Raw genomic sequence first — 21,374 nt, 5'->3', positions numbered from 1 at the left:
TGTTATCTGTTCGGTGTTCACGTGCGCACCGTCACAACTGCGCAAGGATATCGCGCATTGCGCCGGCCATCGCCGCGTCATCAGCAACGGAGTGTTTCAGTGCGTCCAGCGCGGCCGCGAGTTCATGCAGCGGCTGATTGCGCATCAGGTCGGCGAGCGGCGCGTCGATGCCGAGCTTTGCCCGCAACGCGGACTGCACCTGCATGGCCGCGAGCGAATGGCCGCCCAGTTCGAAGAAGCGGTCGGAGCGCCGCACCGGCGACACGTCCAGCACGCCCGACCAGACTTCGGCCAGCGCGGTTTCCATCTCGCCTTCGGGCGGATCGGCCAACGCAGCCGACGACAACACGGCCGGCGCAGGCAGCGCATGCCGGTCTATCTTGCCATTCGGGTTGAGCGGCATGCGGTCGAGCACCGTCACGGCGGCGGGGACCATGTAGTCCGGCAGGCTCGCGGCGAGTTGCTCCCGCAGTTGCCGCCCATCGAGCGCCGCGCCCGCCGCTGCCACCGCATAGGCCAGCACGCGCACGCCGGTGGGACCGTCGCGCGTGATGACCGCCGCCTCGCGCACGTTCGGCTGCTGGGCGAGCAGTGCTTCGATCTCGCCCAGTTCGACGCGAAAGCCTCGCACCTTGACCTGATGATCCGTGCGGCCGAGATAGGCGAGCGTGCCGTCGGCGTTCCAGCGGACCACGTCGCCGGTGCGATACAGCCGTGCGCCCGGCGTGCGCGCATGCGGATCGGCGATGAAGCGGGTCGCGGTGAGTCCCGAGCGCCCGAGATAGCCGCGTGCAAGCAGCGCCCCGCCGATGCACAGCTCGCCCGCTGCGCCCATCGGCACGAGATTGAGTTGCGGGTCGAGCACGTACAGCGTGCGTCCGTCGAGCGGCGTGCCGAGTGGAATCTGCGCGGGTATGGATGCGTCGTTGCGCACGTAGGGCGTGCAGTCGAACAAAGTGGCCGTGACGACTGCTTCGCTCGGACCATAGGTATTCGCCAGCGCGACATGCGCAAGGCCCGCCTCGCGCCATGCCCGCACGCCGTCGGCGGGCATGGCTTCGCCGCCCGCATGCACGCGCCGCAGCGTGCCGCAGCGCGCGCGCACCGCATCCGCGCCGCGTTCGGCGAAGTCCTGTGCAAGCGCGTTCCAGTACGCCGTGGTCAGGTCGGCGACGGTGATGCGCTGCTGCGCCACCTGTTCGAGGAAGCGCTCGCTGCTCCATAGCTCCGGTCCGCGCAGGATCAGCGTCGCGCCGGCGGCGAGCGTCGGAAAGACCTGTTCGACGAAGCCGTCGAAGTTGAAAGTCGAGAATTGCAGCACGCGGTCCCGCGACGTGATGCCGAACATGCCGATCGAAACATCTGTATGACGCGCCAGCCCGTCGTGCGTGATGCCGACGCCCTTCGGCCGGCCGGTCGAGCCTGATGTGTAGATCACGTAGGCCAACTGGGACGGCACAATTGCAGCGGGCGCTGTTGAAGGCGTTGCACCGTCCTCCGTCATGCGATGCACGTCCAGTGTCCTGACGCCGAGGCGCGCGAGCGCGTCGACCGGTACATCCGAGGTCTCTTCCGTGGGCGCAGTCAGCGCCACCGCGATGCCGCTGTCCTCGATCATGAACGCGAGACGCTCCGCCGGATACGACGGATCGAGCGGCACATACGCGCCGCCCGCCTTCAGCACGCCGAGAATCGCGACGATCATCGTCAGCGAACGCTCGATCAGCACGCCCACGCGCGCTTCGGGCCCGACGCCCGCCGCGCGCAGATGATGTGCGACGCGTTCGGCGCGGCGGTCGAGCGTGCCGTAGTCGATCGATTCGTCATCGAGCACCAGCGCTTGCCTATCCGGCGCGCGCGCGGCCTGTTGCGCGATGCGCAGATGCACGGGCGCGGACGCTGCAACATCGGGCGCGCTGCCCCAGCTTTCCAGTTGCGCGCGCTCACCGGGGGCCAGCATGTCGAGCGCCCCAAGCGGCGCATCCGGCGCGGCGATGAACGCATCGAGCAGCGCCGACAGATGCGCGGCCATACGCGCGATCTGCGCGGCATCGAAGATATCGCTGGCGTAGTCGAAGTCGATGCGCAGCGCTTCCTCGCCCGCCCTGCCCTGCGTGACGGACAGCGTCAGCGGATAACTCGTGCGGTCTTCGTTGCGCAAGCCGGAGAACTGCAACTCGCGCGCGCCGGAAGCGTGGAGGATGTCATCGACCGGATAGTTCTCGAACACGACGATGCTGTCGAACAGCGCCTGTCCGCCTTCGATACGCGCCCAGCGCTGGATGTGGTAGAGCGCGACGTGTTCGTGCTCGCGCGCCGCGACGCCCTGCCGCTGCACGCGTTCGAGCCACGTCGAGACACTCGTCGCGGGATCCGGCGCGCCGATCACTGGAATGGTGTTGACGAACAGGCCGAGCGTACGGTCCGCGCCCGCGAGCGCTTCCGGACGGCCCGCAACGGTCGCGCCGAAGCTCACCGCGCGCTGCCCCGTGTAGCGTTGCAGCAGCACGAGCCACGCGGCCTGCACCAGCGTGTTCGGCGTCACGCGGCGGGACTTCGCAAAGCGGCCGAGCGACGCGGCGCGCGCGGCGTCCCACGTCAGCGCATGCGTGCCGTATGACGCGGCGCTTGCTGCATCGGCGTGTGAAGGTGCGGGCAGTGCATGGCTCAGCAGCGTCGGGCCTTCGAGCGCGCCGAGTTGCTCGCGCCACCAGGTCTCGCCGACAGTCTGAGGCCGCTGGCCCAGCCACGCGATGAAGTCCCGATAGCGTCCCGGCACGCCGGTAGCCGGTCGTCCCTCATACGTCGCCAGCACTTCGGCGAGCAACTGCGCGGCGCTCCAGCCATCGAGCAGTGCGTGATGGAACGTCCACACGAAATGATGCCGATCCGCGTCCGTGCGCAGCACGTCCACCCGCCACAACGGCGCGCGCGCCAGATCGAAACCCTGCGCCACGCGCGCGGCGGCGAAACGGTCGAGACGCGCATCGAGTGTCGATGCTGCTTCGTTCCGCCAGTCCTCGGTGAAGAACGGCGTCGCGATGCTGCGCGCCACCCATTGACGCGGGGCATCGTCGAAGGAGAGGAAACCGGTGCGCAAGGTGTCGTGACGCGCGGCAACGGCAGCCCAAGCCGCTTCGAAACGCGCGCCATCCAGCCGGCCGATATCCACGCGCAACTGGTTCACGTACGCGCCCGGCTGCTGTCCGAGCAGGCTGTGGAACACGATGCCCGTCTGCATCGGCGCGAGCGGATACAGGTCCGCGACGTCGGCGGCACGCACCGGCAACGCGTCGAGACGCGCCTGGTCGATGCCCGCCAGCGGCACATCGGAAGGCGTCAGCCCGGACGCACCGCTCTCGCAGTGCGCCAGCGCGGCCAGCAGTTCGCGCTGCAGCGCGTCGGCGAGCGTCGTCAGCGTGGCTGCGTCGTAGCGGTCGCCGCGCGGATGCAGCAGCGTGAGCGACAGTGCGCCCCGATGAACCTGCGCCGAGATCTCCAGCGCATGCGTCGCGCGATTCAGTTCGCTCGACGTGCGCCCGCTCGCCTCCGTGGCGAGTTGCCAGCCTTGGCCGGAGTGGTCGTCGTCGAACTGGCCGAGATAGTTGAACAGTACGTCCGCGTGACCGATGCCCGCCAGCGCCGCGCGACTCGACGGCGCACCGAGATACTTGAGCAGGTTGAAGCTCATGCCGCGATGCGGCACCGCACGGCGCGCTTCCTTCACGCGCTTGAGCGCCGCACCGGGCTCGCCGGTCGGCGCGAGTTCGAACGGATAGACGCTCGTCAGCCAGCCGACCGTGCGGCTGAGGTCGGCGTGGCCGGACAGCGGCTCGCGTCCGTGACCTTCGAGGTCGATACGCAACGCCGCGCCGCCAGCGAACGCGCACAACGCGCGGCCCGTGGCGAGCAACAGCAGATCGACGAGTTGCGTCCGATATGCCGCCGATGCGTCCTGTTGCAGACGCCGCGTCGTCGCGCGATCGAACTGCACGACGGCGCGCTGCGGCACGCCAGGCGCTTGCCGCATACCCGGCGGCAAGGCGGCGGGCACGTCGGCGAGGCGTTGCCAGTGCGTGAGATCGCGCTCGACGTCCGGCGTGCGCGCCGCTTCGTGCAACTGGCGTGCGAAGGCCTGGCACGAGGTCGTGCGTTCGGGCAGCGTGGCCGCTTCGCCGCGCACGCGCTGCGCGTGAACGCGTTGCAGGTCGTCGATGAGAATGCGCCACGACACGGTATCGACGACCAGATGATGGATCGCGATGAACAGCCGCCACGTCCCGTCTTCGATGCCGAGCGCGAGCGCGCGAAGCAGCGGGCCATGCTCGATGTCGAGACTGGCCTGAGCTGCGTCGCAATGCTTCTCGATCTCCGCGAGCGCCACGTTTTCGATGACGTCGAGCGACGGCGCGGCTTCATCCTCCATGGCATAGCGCTGACGCCAGCCCGAATCGCACGGCTCGAAGCGCACGCGCAGGCTGTCGTGATGCGCGACCACCGCGCTCAGCGCGTCTTGCAGCGCGCCGGTATCCAGCGTGCGGCCCACGTCAAGCAGCACGGCCTGATTGAAGTGATCGCGCGCCGCGAATGCTTCGCTGAAGAACCACGCCTGGATCGGCAGCAAGGGGACGGGCGCGCTCGTGTCCACCGTCGAATCCGGCAGCGCGGCTTCGTCGGGCGATGCATCGAGCGGCGTGACGACGCTCGCCAGTTGCGCGATGGTCTGCTGCTCGAAGATCTGTCGTGCGCTGAGGCCGAGGCCCGCGCGCCGCGCACGCGCGACGATCTGCAAGCCCATGATCGAATCGCCGCCCAGCTCGAAGAAGTTCTCGTGACGTCCGATGCCCTCGCGCCGCAGCAACTGCGACCAGATTTCGGCGAGCGTGACTTCCGTTGCGCCCTGGGGCGCTTCGGAGAGCGGCGCCGCGACGATCTCCGGCGCAGGCAGCGCGCGCCGGTCGACCTTGCCGTTCGGCGTCAGCGGCAGTGCGTCCAGCACGGTCAGCCAGGTCGGCACCATGTAGTCGGGCAGCGTGGCGCCGAGCGTCGCGCGCAGGGTGGCCGGGTCGAGTGGCTGTCCCGCTGCTGCCGTGACATACGCTGCAAGACGTCTGGACGCCGTGCCGTCGGCTGCATCCAGCGCGACCACGACCGCCTCCGCGACGCCGTCCTGCATGCGCAGCCGCGCCTCGATCTCGCCGGGTTCGATCCGGAAGCCGCGCACCTTCACCTGTTCGTCGAGGCGGCCGAGGTATTCGAGCTGACCATCGGCGCGCCAGCGCACCAGATCACCGGTGCAGTAAAGGCGCGCGCCGGGCGTGTCGGAAAACGGGTCCGCCACGAAGCGCGCCGCGCTCATGCCGGGCTGGCCGAGATAGCCGCGCGCCAGCGCCGCGCCGCCGATATGCAGTTCGCCCGGCACGCCTGGCGGCACCGGGTTCTTGCGCGCATCCAGCACCCAGGCGCTGCGCGCGCCGACGGGCCGGCCGATCGGCGCATAGGCGCTGTCGAACGCGTGCTCATCGGCTTGCCAGACGGTCGGCGTGATGACGGTTTCCGACGGACCGTAGGCGTTGAAGATGCGCTGCGGCGCGAGCCGTTCGCGCACGGCATCGAAACCCGCGCGCGACCACGCCTCGCCGCCGACGATGCAGGTCCGCACGCTCACCGCGCCCGCCGCCGTTTCGCGCGCAAAGGCATCGATATAGGCCGGCGGCACGTTGAGCGACGTGACGCCGTGCGTGCAGATTTCATCGACCAGCCGCCCGGCCGGCCACACTTCGTCGTCGCGCATCAGGACCGAGGCGCCGCGCGTGAGCGGCACCCATAGCTCTTCGGCGGCGACATCGAAACTGATCGACGCGAAATGCAGGCAGCAGTCCGACGCGTCATAGCCGAACAGTTCGCCGATCGCCCGGCAGTGCGACGCCAGCGCGCCATGCGCCACCGCGACGCCCTTCGGTCGGCCCGTCGTGCCCGACGTGTACACGACATACGCAAGGTTGTCGGGATGCAGGGCGGGCGCGGGATCGGTGTCGGGTTCGACGGACAGGTCGAGCGTGTCGAGGTTCAGCACGGGCACGCTACAGGCGTCGCGCATGTGCGCTTCCGACGCATCGTCGACGAGCAGCAGCGCGATGGCGCTGTCGTCTGCCATGTGCGTGAGGCGCGCGAGCGGGTACGCCGGGTCGAGCGGCAAATACGCGCCGCCCGCTTTCAGGATGCCGAGCATCGCGGCCGTCAGGCCGGCGGTCCGCGACATGGCCAGGCCGACACGCACTTCGGGACCGACGCCCTCGCGCATCAGACGCGCCGCCAGACGGTTCGCGCGACGATCGAGTTCGGCATAGGTCATCCGGCCGTCGATGCCGGTGACGGCGAGCGCGTCCGGCGTGGCCTGTGCACAGGCGGCGATGCGTCGGTGAATGAAGTCGTTGGTTTCTTGTGCTTGAGTGGAGGCGCCGCCCCATTCGCGCAGTTGCCGCCATTGCGCCGCGTCAAGCAAGGCAATCTCGCCGATGCGCTGCGCCGGGTCATCCGTCAGCGCGCGCAGCACGTTCGCGTAATGCGCGCCGAGACGCTCGATGCTCGCGGCATCGAACAGTTCGTCGGCGTAGATGAATTCCGCTTCAAGCGTGCCGTCCGTCGATTCGACGATGTTCAGCGTCAGTTCGAACAGCGCCGCTTCGTCGGGCAGGGCGTAGGGCTCGATGCTCAGGCCCGGGAGCTGTTCCAGCACGCGCCAGTCGCTGCGCTGATGGTTGAACATCACCTGGAACAGCGGCGTGTGGCTCAGACTGCGTTCGGGACGCAGCGCGTCGACCAGTACGTCGAAAGGGAGGTCTTGATGCGCTTGTGCGTCGAGCGTCGTCTGGCGGGTTTGTTGCAGAAGCGCTTCGAGGCTTGCTTCGCCATCGATCTCTGCGCGCAAGACCTGCGTGTTCACGAAGAAGCCAATCAGACCTTCCGTTTCCACGCGATGTCGGTTCGCCACCGGCACGCCGATACGGATATCTTCCTGTCCCGTATAGCGATGCAACAGCGCCTGAAACGCCGCGAGCAGCACCATGAACGGCGTCGTCGACGTGCCTTGTGCGCGCGACTTCACTGCTTGCGAAAGCGCTTCTGGCATGCGCAGCCGATACCGCGCCGCACGATACGACGCATTCGCCTGACGCGGCGAGTCGGTGGGCAGTGCCAGCACCGGTTGTGTATCGCCCAGCGCCTTGCGCCAGTAGGTCAATTGCTGTTCGCGTTCGCCTGCTTCCAGCCAGTCGCGCTGCCATGCCGCATAGTCCGCGTACTGCACCGGCAATGCCGCCAGCTTCAACGGTTCGTTCCGCACCGCTGCGCGGTAATGCGCCACCAGTTCCTCGAGCAGCACGCGCACCGACCAGCCATCCGAGACGATGTGATGCATCGCCAGCACGAACAGGCTTTTCCCCTCTTCTTGCGTGTGAAAAAGCCCTGCACGCAGCAACGGCCCTTGCGCCAGATCGAACGGACGGCTCGCGAGCACACGCGCTGCGTCATCGATCTGCTTCGCCGGCAGTGACGCCTCTTGCCAGTCAAGCGTTCCCTGCGGTTCGATCCACTGCTGCACCTGACCCGCGTCATCAGCAACGAAGCGCGTGCGCAAAACCTCATGCCGCGCGACGATCGCCTCGACACTCGCACGCAATGCAGACGCATCCACGTCATCACTCAGCCATAACCCGCCCGCCACGTGATAAGCGCTGCTCTCCGGCGCCAGTTGCCACATGAACCACTGACGCTGCTGCGCATGCGAAGCCGCCACGCCCTGCCCCGCCTGACGCGCGCGCGGCAGGATCGGGAACTGCGCGGGCGCCACGCCCTGCTCGTTCATCTTCTGCCAGAACACGCGCCGCTTCTCCGGCGTCAGTTCGATAAAACGTTCGGCAATGCGTCGCGCCGCGTCCTTGTCCATAGCCATGCTCACAGCGTATCCATGAAGAGATCCAGGCGGCTCAGCGCGTCGTCGGAAGGCTGCGCGGAGCGCGTCTGCGCCACCAGCGCGGCTTGCGCGGCCAGCGTCGGCGCATTGAACAGCGTGGCGAGCGGCAGGCTCGCGCCCAGATCGAGACCGATGCGCGCGTTCAGCTGCACCGCGAGCAGCGAATGCCCGCCCAGATCGAAGAAATCATCGTGGCGTCCAATCCGCTCGACGCCCAGCAGCGTCGACCACACCGCCGCCAGTTCCGTCTCGATGCCCTCGTGCGGCGCTTCGAAAGGCGCGGCATCGTCGAACGCGGGTTGCGGCAGCGCATGCCGGTCCACCTTGCCGTTGGCGTTGAGCGGCATCACATCGACCGGCACGATGCGCCACGGCACCATGTAGTCCGGCAAGGTCCGCGCGAGCGCGATGCGCAGGGCATCGGCATCGGACACGGCGCCCGTCACCCACGCGATGAGCCGATCATCGCGCGCCATCACCACCGCTTCGCGCACGCCCTGCCCGAGCAAGGCCGACTCGATCTCGCCCAGCTCGATACGCAAGCCGCGAATCTTCACCTGATGATCAACGCGGCCCAGATAGTCGAGCGCGCCGTCTTCGCGCCAGCGCACGACATCGCCGGTGCGGTACAGGCGCGCGCCGTCCGCGCCGAACGGATCGGGCACGAAACGTTCGGCGGTCAGCGCCGCCCGGCCCAGATAGCCGCGCGCGAGGTTAGCGCCGCCCAGATACAGTTCGCCCGGCACGCCCGGCGGCACCGGCGACAGGCGCGCGTCCAGCACCCAGGTCTGCGTCGCGTCGATAGGACGGCCGATCGGCACCGCGCGCGCCGCTTCGTCAACGCAAGTCCACGCGGTCACGTCGATGGCCGCTTCCGTCGGGCCGTAGAGGTTGTGCAGCGCCACCGAAGGCAACGCGTGCGCCGTCGACTGGCGCAAGCCGGCGGACAGCGCCTCGCCGCTGCACACGATGCGCGTCAGCGACTCGCCGCAACCCGATGCCGCGCCGCTGTCGATGAAGGCCTGCAACATCGACGGCACGAAATGCAGCGTGCTCACCGCATGGCGACGCATCGTCGCGGCGAGCAGCGCCGGATCGCGATGCGCGTCGGGCGCGGCGATGGCCAGCCGTGCGCCGATGCGCAACGGCCAGAAGAACTCCCACACCGAAACGTCGAAGCTGAACGGCGTCTTCTGCAACACGGTTTCGCCGCGTCGCAGCGCATAGGCACGCTGCATCCATTCGAGCCGGTTGTACAGCGCATCGTGACGGTTGCCCACGCCCTTCGGCCGGCCCGTCGAACCGGACGTGTAGATCAGGTAGGCGAGATTGGCGCCGTGCAGCACGGCATCCGGGTTGTGCGCGGGACAGGCGCGTGTATCGATGTCCTCGAGCACGAAGCACGGCACGCCGCCATCCAGCGCGGGCAGTTCGATGCCGCGCTGATGCAGCACCAGTTGCGGCCAGCTGTCGCCGATCATGTAGGCGAGGCGATCGGCCGGATAGGACGGATCGAGCGGCACATAGGCCGCGCCCGCCTTGACGATGGCATACAGCGCGACGAGCAGATCGAAAGAGCGCAGCGCCGCGATGCCGACGCGCGTTTCCACGCCGACGCCCTGCGCGAGCAGCCAGTGCGCGAGCCGGTTGGCGCGAGCGTTAAGTTCGCCGTAGGTCAGGGTGGCGTCGTCGAGCAGCAGGGCGATGTCGTCCGGATGACGCTCTGCATGACGCTCGAACGCGCGGAAGACGGGCTCGGCGCCTTCGTTGTGTGCCGGGTTCACGCTCCAGCGCGCGAGCGTGGCGGCTTCGGCTTCGTCCACCATCGCGATCTCGCCGACGCTTTGGTGGCTCGCCGCAGCGTCTGCGAACGCCGCGAGTATCCGTTGGTAATGCTGCGCGAGACGAGCGATGGTCGGTTCGTCGAAGAGTTCGCGCGCGTAGGTCAGTTCCAACGATAGCGTGCCGTCCGGTTCCTCGCGCGTGTCGAGCAGCAATTCGAATTGCGCCATCGGGGCCGGGAGCGGGTACAGCTCGATGGTCAGGCCCGGAAGCTGTTCCAGCACGCGCCAGTCGCTGCGCTGATGGTTGAACATCACCTGGAACAACGGCGTGTGGCTCAGGCTGCGTTCGGGACGCAGTGCGTCGACCAGTACGTCGAAGGGGAGGTCTTGATGTGCTTGTGCGTCGAGCGTCGTCTGGCGGGTTTGTTGCAGCAGCGCTTCGAGGCTTGCTTCGCCGTCGATCTCTGCACGCAAAACCTGCGTGTTCACGAAGAAGCCGATCAGACCTTCCGTTTCCACGCGATGGCGGTTCGCCACCGGCACGCCGATGCGGATATCTTCCTGTCCCGTATAGCGATGCAACAGCGCCTGGAACGCCGCGAGCAGCACCATGAACGGCGTCGTGGACGTGCCTTGAGCGCGCGACTTCACTGCTTGCGAGAGCGCTTGAGGCATGCGCAGCCGATACCGCGCCGCGCGATACGATGCATTCGCCTGACGCGGCGAGTCGGTGGGCAGCGCCAGCACGGGCTGCGTATCGCCCAGCGCCTTGCGCCAGTAGGTCAATTGCTGTTCGCGTTCGCCTGCTTCCAACCAGTCGCGTTGCCATGCCGCATAGTCCGCGTATTGCACCGGCAGCGCCGACAGCTTCAGCGGTTCTTTCAGCACCGCTGCACGGTAATGCGCCACCAGTTCTTCGAGCAGCACACGCACTGACCAACCATCCGACACGATGTGATGCATCGCCAGCACGAACAGGCTTTTGCCCTCTTCTTGCGTGTGAAAAAGCCCTGCGCGCAGCAACGGCCCTTGCGCCAGATCGAACGGACGGCTCGCGAGCAAGCGTGCTGCGTCATCGATCTGCGTCGCCGGCAGTGACGCTTCCTGCCAGTCCAGCGTTCCTTGCGGCTCGATCCATTGCTGCACGTGACCCGCATCATCGGCAACGAAGCGCGTACGCAGCACCTCATGCCGCGCGACGATCGCCTCGACACTCGCACGCAATGCAGACGCATCCACGTCACCACTCAGCCACAGCCCGCCCGCCACGTGATACGCGCTGCTCTCCGGCGCCAGTTGCCACATGAACCACTGACGCTGCTGCGCATGCGAAGCGAGCGTGCGCCCGCGCGCTGCATCAGGCAGGCGCGGAATCGTGCTCTGCGGCGCCGCCTTGACGGCCGACGCCTCATCGAGCCGCGCCGCCAGTTGCGCCAGCGTGAGCCGCTGGAACAGCAGCTTCGGCGTGATCGACAGCCTGGCCTTGCGGGCTTTCGCCACCACCTTGAGACCGAGAATCGAGTCGCCGCCCGATTCGAAGAAGTTGCGATGCCGGCTGATCGATCCAGGCTCCATGCCGATCACCTCGGCCCAGATCTGCGCGAGCGCGACTTCGGTTGCGCCGTGCGGTGCATCGGCGGCGTCCGCAGGCGCGCTCTCCGACACCGTTGGCAACAGCGTCCGCAAAGCCAAACGGTCGAGCTTGCCGTTGGCGTTCAGCGGCAAGGCCGCGACGGTGACGATATCGGCAGGCACCATGTACTCCGGCAGCCATGCCGCGAGCGCGCCGCGCACCGTGTCCGCCGTTGCATCGCCGGTCACGATGGCCGCGAGGCGCAAGCCGCCCGCCGCGTCATGCCCGAACACCGCAGCTTCGCGGACGCCTTCCACACGCCGCAGCGCGCGCTCCACCTCCGCCGGTTCCACGCGATAGCCCCTGACCTTCAACTGATCGTCCGCGCGGCCGAGATAGTCGAGCATGCCGTCCGCGTGGATCCGCACGCGATCCCCCGTCCGATACAGCCGCTCGCCCGAAGCGAACGGATCCGGCACGAAGCGCTCCGCGCTCAGCGCGGCACGGCCGTGATAGCCCCGCGCGACGCTCGGTCCACCCACGTACAGTTCGCCGATCGCACCCGGTTCGACAGGCTGGAGAGCGTCGTCGAGCACGTGAAGGCGCGCGCCGGGCAGCGCGGCACCGAGCGGCAGATCGCGTTGTGCGTCGAGCGGGCCGCGCTGCGCGTACATCGCGACGCCCACCGTCGTTTCCGTCGGACCATAGTGATTGAAGATGCGGCACGCGGGTTCGAGCGCCTGCAGACGCGAGAGCAACGCAGCGGAAGTCGTCTCGCCGCCGACGATCAACGCATCCCACGGCAGCACGTCGCGCGGACACGCCGCGCTCAGCAACGCCGACAGATGCCCCGGCACGATCTTCAGCACGCCCACTTCATGTTCCGCCATATAGCGCGCGAACTGATCGGGATTGAAGGCCAGTTCCGGTGCGAGCAGATGCAGCGTGCGCGCCGAGCACAACGCGCCGAACAGCACGGTATGGCCGAGATCGGCGGCGGGTGTCGAGACCATCGCGAAGGACGCGTCGGGGCTCGCGCGCAGCGTGTCCAGCATGCCGCGCACATAGCTGCCGAGCGCGCGATGCGAGACCACAACGCCCTTCGGCTCGCCCGTCGAACCCGACGTGTAGATCATGTACGCGGCCTGATCGGGATGAACGACGCACGGCAACTTGGCTTGCGTGTTCTCGCCTGCGGCGAAGCTCACGCCGAGCAGCACGGCCTGCGCCGTGTCCAGCCCCTCGGGCAACGCGGCGGCATGCAGCAGCACTCGCGCGCCGCAATCGCGCAACTGGGCGCTCAGGCGCGCGGCGGGCGCGGACGGATCGAGCGGCACCCAGGTCGCGCCCGCCTTCAGCGCGGCCAGCATGCCGAGCACATGCTCGATCGACCGCTCCGCCAGCACGCCGACCCGCACTTCCCTCACCGCACCATGATCGATGAGACGGGCGGCGAGCACGCTGGCGGCGGCGTCGAGTTCGGCGAAGGTCGCGCTGCGTGCGCCATCGCGCAAGGCGATCTTGTCCGGATGACGCGCGACGCTGTCGGCCCACATGGTCAGCACGTCCGCTGACGGCGCTTCGTCCAGATGGCGTCCGATCGCCTCCTGCGGCGCATCGGTCAGGCGTTGCGCCAATGTCGCGAACAGCCGGGTCAGACGCGCGATGAACGCGGCATCGAACACGGCATCGTCATAGGCGACGAGGAAATCGATCTGCGCGCCGGTATCGGTGAAATCGACGGCGAGGTCGAAGTGCGGTGCATCGTTCAGCAGCACGTGCAGGGACGCATCGAGCGGTGCGAACCCATGCGCCGCGAACGGACGCTGTTCGGTAAGCTTCACCTGGAACAGCGCGTCGCCGGCTTGCGCGCGCTTCGGCAGCAAGGCGCTCATCAGCCGGTCGAACGGCACGTCCTGATGCTCCTGTGCCGCAAGAACGGTTTCACGCGCGGCATCGACCAGCGCGCCGAAATCCTGCTGCCGTTCGACGCGCGAACGCAGCACCTGCATGTCGATGAAATAGCCGATCAGATGCTGCGCCTCGGGCCGCTTGCGCGACGACACCGGCGCGCCGATGCGGATATCGTCCTTGCCGCTCAACTCATGCAGCACCACGTTGAACACGGCCAGCACCGTCATGAACAACGACGCGCGATGTTCGCCCGCGAGCCGTCGCATGCGGTCGGCCAGATCGGCTTCGAGCGCGAACATTGCGCTGCGCTGGCGGCCACGCGTGGCATCGGCGGCAGCCGGGAACAGACGCGCGGCTTGCGCGGGATCGCCGTCGGCGGCGAGTTGCGTGCGCCAGTAGTCGAGTTGACGGGCAAGCGTGGAAGCATCCGCCGAGGCGCGGCTCCACGCGGTGTAATCGGCGGACTGCACACGCCGCTGCGTGAGTTCGGGACGCGCGTAGTACGCATCGGCCAGCGCTGCGAGCAGCACGTTCACCGACCAGCCGTCCGCGATGATGTGATGCAGCGCCAGCACCAGCCGATGCTCGTTCTCGCCCACGCTGACCAGATGCGCCCGCACGAGCGGACCGGCTTCCAGATCGAAAGGCGCGCGGGCGATGCGGTCCGCAAGCGCTTCAAATGTGCCTTCATCGCACGAGTGGCCCAGCGTGATATCGAGCGTGTCGTCGATGAGCTGCACTGCCTCGCCTTCATCGTCGATCACGAAGCACGCGCGCAAGATGTCGTGCTGCTTCACGACCGTCTGGAAAGCGCGTTGCAGCGCGGCCACGTCCAGCGCGCCGTGCAGCCGCAAGACGCCGCTCATGTTGTACGCGGCGCTCGACGGATCGTGCGACCACGTCAGCCACAGGCCGCGTTGCGCGTCCGAAGCGCGCGAACGGGTGCGCTGTGCGTCGTCGAGGAGCGGTAGTGCTTCAGTCTGAGCCTGCCCTTGCGCCGCGTGTGCCATCCGCTCGCGCACGCAGGCTGCGGCGTCGCGCAACACGGGCGCGGCGAAGACATCGCGCGGCATGAAGTCGATCGGCCAGCGCGCGCGGATCGCCGCCGCGACCTGCACGGCCGCGAGCGAATTGCCGCCATGCGCGAAGAAGTTGGCGTCGGCAGCGAGCGCGCCGTCGCCGGGCAACGCGTCGCGCCACAACACGGCCAGCGCCGCTTCCATCTCGTCCAGCGTCACAAGCGCGGCTTGCGGCGCTTCATCGCTATCGATGCGACGCCCTTGCAGGAACCATGCATACGCGTCGAGCGAACGCTTCTGCCAGCCGAGCGCACAGGCCGCGCGCTGCACCTTGCCGCTCGACGTCTTCGGCAAGCCGCCCGGATCGAGCAGCACGATCGCGCCGGCGGTTTCGCCACACGTCTGCGCGACGGCTTCCGTCAGCGCCGCCGCGATATCCTGCGCCGCGATCAGCTTGCGCATCTTCGGCGACACCTCGGCCGCGATGCCGATACCCGCCTGCCCGTCGATCTCGACAGCGAACGCCGCCACCCGGCCGCGCCGCACGAGCTCGACCTCGCGTTCGATCGCCAGTTCGAGATCCTGCGGATACAGGTTGCGTCCGCGCACGATCAGCAGATCCTTGATGCGTCCCGCCACATACAGTTCGCCGTCGTGCTGGAAACCGAGATCGCCGGTATGCAGCCAGGTCACGCCGCCGCGCGTCCTGAACGCCGAGGCGCTCGCATCCTCGCGCCGCCAGTAGCCCGCCGCGACGCTCGGCCCGCTCACACAAATCTCGCCGATCCGGCCCGGCCCGAGCACCGCGCCGCTGTCCGTATCGACGATGGCAATCTCATGCTCCGGCGCGGCCTTGCCGCACGACACCAGCGCGGCGGAATCGGCCTCGCCCGCTGCGACGGCAACACGGCCCTGCTCCATCGCGGCCGGATCAAACGATGCCGCGCGCGCACCCGCACCGCGCGCCACGCCGCTCACGTAAAGCGTCGCTTCGGCCAAGCCGTAGCAGGGGAACAGCGCGCCGGCATCGAACTGCGCGGAAGCAAAGCGTGCGACGAACGCATCGAGCGTCGGCTTGCGCACCGGCTCCGAGCCGGAGAACGCCACGCGCCAGCTCGACAGATCGAGCGCATCGCGCTGCTCGTCGCCGACACGGTCCGCACACAGCCGATACGCAAAATCAGGACCGCCGGAAATGGTGCCGCGATGCCGCGCGATCGCTTCGAGCCAGCGCACCGGCCGCTCGAGAAAGTACTGCGGCGACATCAGCACGAGCGGAATGCCGCTGAACACCGGTTGCGACAAGGTGCCGATCAGCCCCATGTCGTGATACAGCGGCAGCCAGCTCACGAACACGTCGTCGCCCGTGACGCTCAGGCCCGCGCGGATCGCCGCTTCGTTCGCCCACAAGCTGCCGTGCGTGACCATCACGCCCTTGGGGCTCGAGGTCGAACCGGACGTGTATTGCAGGAACGCGACATCCGCCGGCGCCGCGCGATACGGCTCGAACGAAGACGCGTCCGGGTCCGCAACGAGCGCGTCCATCGACACGCGCATGGCTTGCGGCGCGATCTCGGCGAAGGCGTCGCCCAAGCTGGCTTCGAGCGCATCCGTCGTGACGATGAAGGCAGCGTCGGCATCGGCGGCAATCGCCTGCAAGCGCGCCAGATGCTGGCCGCGCCGCGACTCCGGCGGATACGCCGGCACCGCCGTCGCTCCGGCATACAGGCAGCCGAAGAACGCGGCCACGTAGTCGATGCCGCTATCCATCATCAGCAGCACGCGCATGCCTTCGGTCCAGCCGTCCGCGCCACGCAGACGGCGCGCCAGCGCGGTCGCGCGGCGGTCGAGTTGCGCGTAGTCGTAACGCGTGTCGCCGTGCGCATCGACCGTCACGAGCGCCGTGTCCGTGCCGCGCGAAGCGGCCAGCGTCCGCAACCGCTCAATCATGTTCTCAGCCATGTCCATCCCGTCCGCGCCTTGTGCCTGTGATGCCATTACGCTTCAGTCCTCGTCATACTCGCGCACCGTCCGCTCGCCGTACGACACGGCGTGCCGCTCCACTTCGAGATGCACCGGACGCAGCGGATAACGCGCCTCGTCCGGCGACACGGGCCGCGGCTGCCACCAGGTCGGGCGCGCGGGATCGGCGGGCGGCTTGCGCGTCTCGGCTGCTGGCGCTTCCTGCTGCGCCATGCGCTTGCGCTTGAGGAACGGACAACGGTCGTCGGCGGGCGTGTTGGCATCGTCGAGGAAGTACTGCTTCCATTCGAGATTGCCCGGATCGCCGAAGAAACCGAGATCCGGATGCGCGCCGATCTCGTCCCAGGTCTCCAGACGCTTGCGCACCTGATTGCGCGCCTCGCGGCCGATGACCTTGTTGGTGATCGTGTCGACGAACACGCTGCGCGGCTGGAACAGCAGCACCATGCCCGGACCGAGATTGCGGCTGTGCCGCGCGCGGAACGACGGGCACGCGCACACCACGAAGGTCTCCACACCCGCGAAGGAGAACTCCCAGTCCTCGCTCGACGGCTCCGGCTGCGCGTCCGCGTGCGGGTCCGGATCGACATCGTGCAGATGCTGGAGGATCTTCCAGAACAACGCGTGATAGGCGTCGTGCGACAGCGGTTCGGCATCCGGCTCGAAGAACACCGCAATATTGTTCTTGCGATACTCCGGCAGCGAGACCAGTTCCGCGAAGGTCTGCATGGTCGCGGCAAGCTGGCCGATGTCCTTGCCGTTCACATACGAATAAAACATCTCGCCGCGCTTCTCGGCCATCGTGCCGAAGAAGCACGGATAAGCCGGATCCATGACCTGCGCGCGCAGCGTCTCGTAGGACGCATCGAGCCACGCGGGCGGCTGCACCTCCGCACCCGTGGCGCGCCCCGCGATGATGCGGCTCTTCCAGTCGCCCGGATCGAACCCGCTGCCTGCGGGCGCGCCCGCTTGCGTTTCAGCATTGACGCTCTTTGCTTGATCGTCCACTGTTTCCTCGTTCCTTTGCATCGTCGATATCCTCGTTCTTCACGCGCGCCCCTGCTTCTTGCACGGGCGAACGCGCGCGCGATCCGCGGACGCCGCGGCCCGTCGATGAAAGCGTTTCTTGCAGGGAAACAGGCGTCCTGTGCCGGACGCTCCGGGATGATGCTTTTGGTTCAGGCCGACGCTTTCGCGTCGAGCTCCGCGACCAGCGCGCGGACCCAGTCGTCGGGAATGATCGGCTGGTGATAGGTGCATTCGCCCGACACCACCGTCGAACCATGCAGGCGGCCATCGGGAATCAGCACCATGTCGCCTTCGTTCATCTTCAGCTGCATGCCGAGATTGCCCCAGAAGAGCATCTCGCCTTCCTGGATGGTCACGAGCCGGTGATCGTTGTGAACGTGCGTGGTCGAGCACATCTCATGCGGCTCGATGAAGGTCTCGCGATCGATGTCCGGACATTCGGCGTCGATACGCGTGCTGATGCGGTGCGCGAACGCCACGTAATGACGGATCGACGACAGCCACAGCAATTGTTCGCCGAGATCCCAGCGCGCGCGTTCGGCCAGCCGTTCGCCGGCTGCCATGCCTTGCGCGGTCATCGCCACGGCAGAGGCTCCGTAGGCCGCGCCGATGGTTTCGAGCGCCTGCGCGCCGCGCCGCAACAGCGCATCCTTGCGCGACTGCGCATCATCACCGCGATTCGCAGGCTTCAGATGCGCGCACGCGCGTTCGAGCGCGATGCTGAACGCCAGCGCTTCCGCTTCCGCCGCGAATGCCGCGCCCACCAGGCCGAACGCGCGATCCGGCCGGCGCGCGAGCGCGTACAGCAGGTTGCACTTGGCCAGGCTGGTTGGCAGATAGAACTGCCAGTACGCATGCTGCTGGCGCGTCACGCCGCACGATGCCGCCACTTTCGCGTACAGCGCGGCATCGGTTGCATCGGTGTCGAGCGCGGGACGCTGGTCGGCGGGAAGCATGTCGAACAGCCCGCTCGCCGCCGCCCGCGCCAGCGCGCGCTGCTTCGACGGCGCCAGCGACCAGCGCTGCACCATGATGAAACGCAAGCCTTCTTCGAGGTAATCGTTGCGCATCAGCCGCGCAAACGTTTGATCCCAGAACTGCAGTTCGGCATCGAGGATGCGGGCGAGTCCTTGCGTTGCATCGGCGCCCTGCTCCTGGCACAGATACTCGAACGCGTAGGCTTCGAGGAACGGCGCGATCTGTGCGCCGAGCACCTGCGCCTCGTCGCCGTAGAACTCGACGAAGCGTTGCCAGTCGGCGGGCGCGGCCGAGGCCGGCAGACGCGCCGTGCCCAGTTCGTAGATCGACAGCAAGGTACGGTTCGACGCCAGCGCAGGCAGGCGGCTCACGTTATGCGGGCGCACCGGTTTCGCGAACTTGAGGAACTCGAAGTCTTCGGGGCGCAACGGCCGGCGATGGTAGTCGTCGTCGAGCACCAGTTCGCTGACCTCCGCGCTGCGAAACGGCTGCGCGGCGGCGAACTGCTTGATGAGGCCGACATAGCGTTCGCTCTGGCCCGCGAAGGGTGAGAAGTCAAACAATGAAGACGAGGGTTGCGTCATGATCGTATTCCTGCGGCTGACTCACTGAAGATAAGAGAAACGTGTTGCATCCGTGTGTTGAGCCGTGCCGACTTCGCACGGCTCCCCGGATCTGCATCTGCTGCTGCTGAGTGTCGGCCGGCATGTCGCGGCATGCCGGCCAACACGCCCTTCAAGTCCTCAAAAATCCGACCGTACCGTCAGCATCACATTGCGGCGCTGACCGAACTCGCTATAGAAGTTGCCCGGCGGACGAATGTAGTAATCGCGGTTGAAGATGTTGTTCAGGTTGAGCGACGCCTGCAGGTGCTTGTTGAACTGATAGCCCACCTGCGCGTTGAAAATCGAGTACGCGCCCTGCTCCACGCCGCGCGAAATGCGTGTCTGCGCCAGCATGCCGCCGCCCACCGAGAAGCCGCGCAGCGTGCCCTGCGTGAACAGGTAGTTCGTCCACAGCTTGAACAGATGCTTCGGATCGGTGCCGGTCGTCAGATCCGGCTGATCGTTCTCGTAGTTGACGTTCAGGTACGTATAGCCCGCATACACATTCCAGTTCGGCACCGGCTGGCCCGCAATCTCGAACTCGAAACCTTCGTCCGTCGACTTGCCGCCCGGGATCGAACCGGTCGGGTTGTTCGGGTCGGTAATCGCGCGGTTGTTGTCGTTGATGTGGAACGCCGCTGCCGTCGTCGTCAGGCGGTTGTTCAGGAAGCTGCTCTTCAGGCCGATTTCGTATTGCTCACCCGAACGCGGCGGCAGCAGCGCGCCCGTGTAGGTCAGCGCGGTCTGCGCGGTCAGGAAGCGCGAGTAGCTGGCATAGGCCGTCAGCGAACGCGTGATGTCGTACACCAGGCCCGCGCTCGGCAGGAAGCGGTGATTGACCTGCGCCTGCGTGCTCCAGTCCTCGACGGTCGGAATGGTGGACTGCGAGGTCTCCTGCAGGAACGCCTCGCGTGCGCCGAGCACGAGCGTCAGCGGCGTCAGCAGCTTGATGCGCGCCTGGGCATAGATGCCGTACTGCTCGGTGCGGTTGTTCGAGCCGAACGTGAACGGCACGTCCGTCTTCGGCACCGCGTTGGGATCGAAGACGTTGAAGGTCTCGCCATCGAAGGGACCGTTCAGCGCGACGAAACCCGATTCCGCCGTGCCCGTCTGCAGCGAATAGTTCGCGCCGATGGTCAGCGTATGGGTCTGGCCGAACGCCTGGATCGGCCCACTCACGTTGCTGTCCACGCCCCACCAGTTGTAGGTGTTGCGCTGGCGTTGCTCGCCGTAGTAGCTCAGGCCGTCGGCGGTCGCGCCGGGACCTGCGTAGGCGTAGTCGGCCTTCGTGAGTTCGTGGCGATAGAACAGCGTCGTGTTCGACTTCCAGCCGTTCCCGAAGCGATGCACGAGATTGCCGTTCACTTCTTCCAGCGACGTGTACGAGTAGTTCCAGCTCGGGCTGAAGTTCTGCGTGTACGAGCTTTGCAGTCGGCCGAGCAGATTGCCGTCCGGATCCGTCACGCCGCTCACGCCGTAGTCGATGCCGTTGATCGGGTTGATCTGATAACCCGCCGACAGCGACAACGTGGTGCGCGGACTGATGTCGTAATCGAGCGCGCCGTAGGCCATCACTTCCTTCTGGCGCGTCCGGTCCACCGACTGCAGGCCGTCGCTGCCCACCAGCACGGCGCGACCGCGCAGCGAGCCGTCCTTGTTGAGCGGGCCGGTCACGTCGAGCACCTGGCGGAAGCTGCCGAACGAGCCGACCTGCGTTTCCGTCGATACATGGAAGGTGTCCTGCGGACGCTTGCGCACGAAGTTCACCGTGCCGCCCGGATCCGTCACGCCGTCCATCACGCCAGTCGGGCCGCGCAGCACTTCGATGCGGTCGTACATCGCGAGATCGAACTGTTGCAGATATTGGAGGCCGCCCGGCGTCGACACGCCGTCGAACTGCACGCCCAGGAAGTTGCCGCGCGCCTTGTAGTAGGCGGTGCCGTCGCCGTAATCCACCGACTCCACGCCGGTCACGTACTTGAGCGCGTCCTGGATGGTCGTCAGGTTCTGGTCGTCCATGCGTTGCCGCGTCAGCACCGACACCGATGCCGGAATTTCCTTGATGGACTGCTCCGTCTTGCCCGCGACCGTCGCCGTACGGCCCGAATAGGTGCCGCTGCCTTCCGTGGTGGCATCCGGCGTGGCATTCACTTCGACGGCAGGCAGGTCGCGATTCGACGGCTGCGTGTCCGCGGCTTGCTGTGCATGCACGGGCGCGCCCCACATGGCGACCAGCGCCAGCGCAATGGGGGTGAGTCCCGATCGGACGGGCAAGCGGTGGTTGGGCCGCGGTGCGTGGCGCCGTTGTCTGTTGTTATTCATTGTGCTGATCGCATCTGCCTGATGGTGGAAACCCGTGGAAACTCGAAGAAGACTCATGGAAAACCCCGGCGTCCATTGCATCGATGGACGTATTCAGGATTGCCAAGTTGAGATTCTGGAGATACAGCGAGGCGCCGAACGGACAACGTGCACGGGACAGCGTGCACGTCTGTCCGTCATGGCCGGGAACAG

At 67.2% G+C, this 21,374-nt stretch carries 4 protein-coding genes and 1 pseudogene; 1 reads left to right on the top strand and 4 read right to left on the bottom strand.

The window, feature by feature from the left end; genetic code table 11:
• Nucleotides 1–31 precede the first annotated feature (31 nt).
• From QCE83_RS16150 to QCE83_RS16140, 3 genes are read right to left on the bottom strand one after another with little or no spacing between them, the layout of a single operon-like run.
• Nucleotides 32–7,954, bottom strand: coding sequence for a non-ribosomal peptide synthetase (locus QCE83_RS16150; RefSeq protein ID WP_309812690.1), 7,923 nt, complete (start codon nucleotides 7,952–7,954; stop codon nucleotides 32–34).
• Between the two features lie 2 nt (nucleotides 7,955–7,956).
• Complete coding sequence (locus QCE83_RS16145) at nucleotides 7,957–16,263, bottom strand: non-ribosomal peptide synthetase (RefSeq protein ID WP_309812688.1); 8,307 nt, start codon at nucleotides 16,261–16,263, stop codon at nucleotides 7,957–7,959.
• A gap of 6 nt (nucleotides 16,264–16,269) precedes the next feature.
• Nucleotides 16,270–17,277, bottom strand: coding sequence for a YqcI/YcgG family protein (locus tag QCE83_RS16140; protein WP_404984896.1), 1,008 nt, complete (start codon nucleotides 17,275–17,277; stop codon nucleotides 16,270–16,272).
• A gap of 915 nt (nucleotides 17,278–18,192) precedes the next feature.
• Between QCE83_RS16140 and QCE83_RS35135 the strand changes: the two are divergent.
• Nucleotides 18,193–18,336: pseudogene (locus QCE83_RS35135) on the top strand (hypothetical protein); the annotation flags it as partial.
• 662 nt (nucleotides 18,337–18,998) lie between these two features.
• Here the strand turns inward: QCE83_RS35135 and QCE83_RS16130 are convergent.
• On the bottom strand, nucleotides 18,999–21,134 hold the full coding sequence (locus tag QCE83_RS16130; RefSeq protein ID WP_309812685.1) for a TonB-dependent siderophore receptor: 2,136 nt from the start codon (nucleotides 21,132–21,134) through the stop codon (nucleotides 18,999–19,001).
• Nucleotides 21,135–21,374: the final 240 nt, after the last annotated feature.

The organism is Caballeronia sp. LZ034LL, assembly GCF_031451215.1.
In the GTDB taxonomy this organism is placed as follows: domain Bacteria; phylum Pseudomonadota; class Gammaproteobacteria; order Burkholderiales; family Burkholderiaceae; genus Caballeronia.
This window is presented reverse-complemented; position numbering and strand designations above follow the sequence as displayed.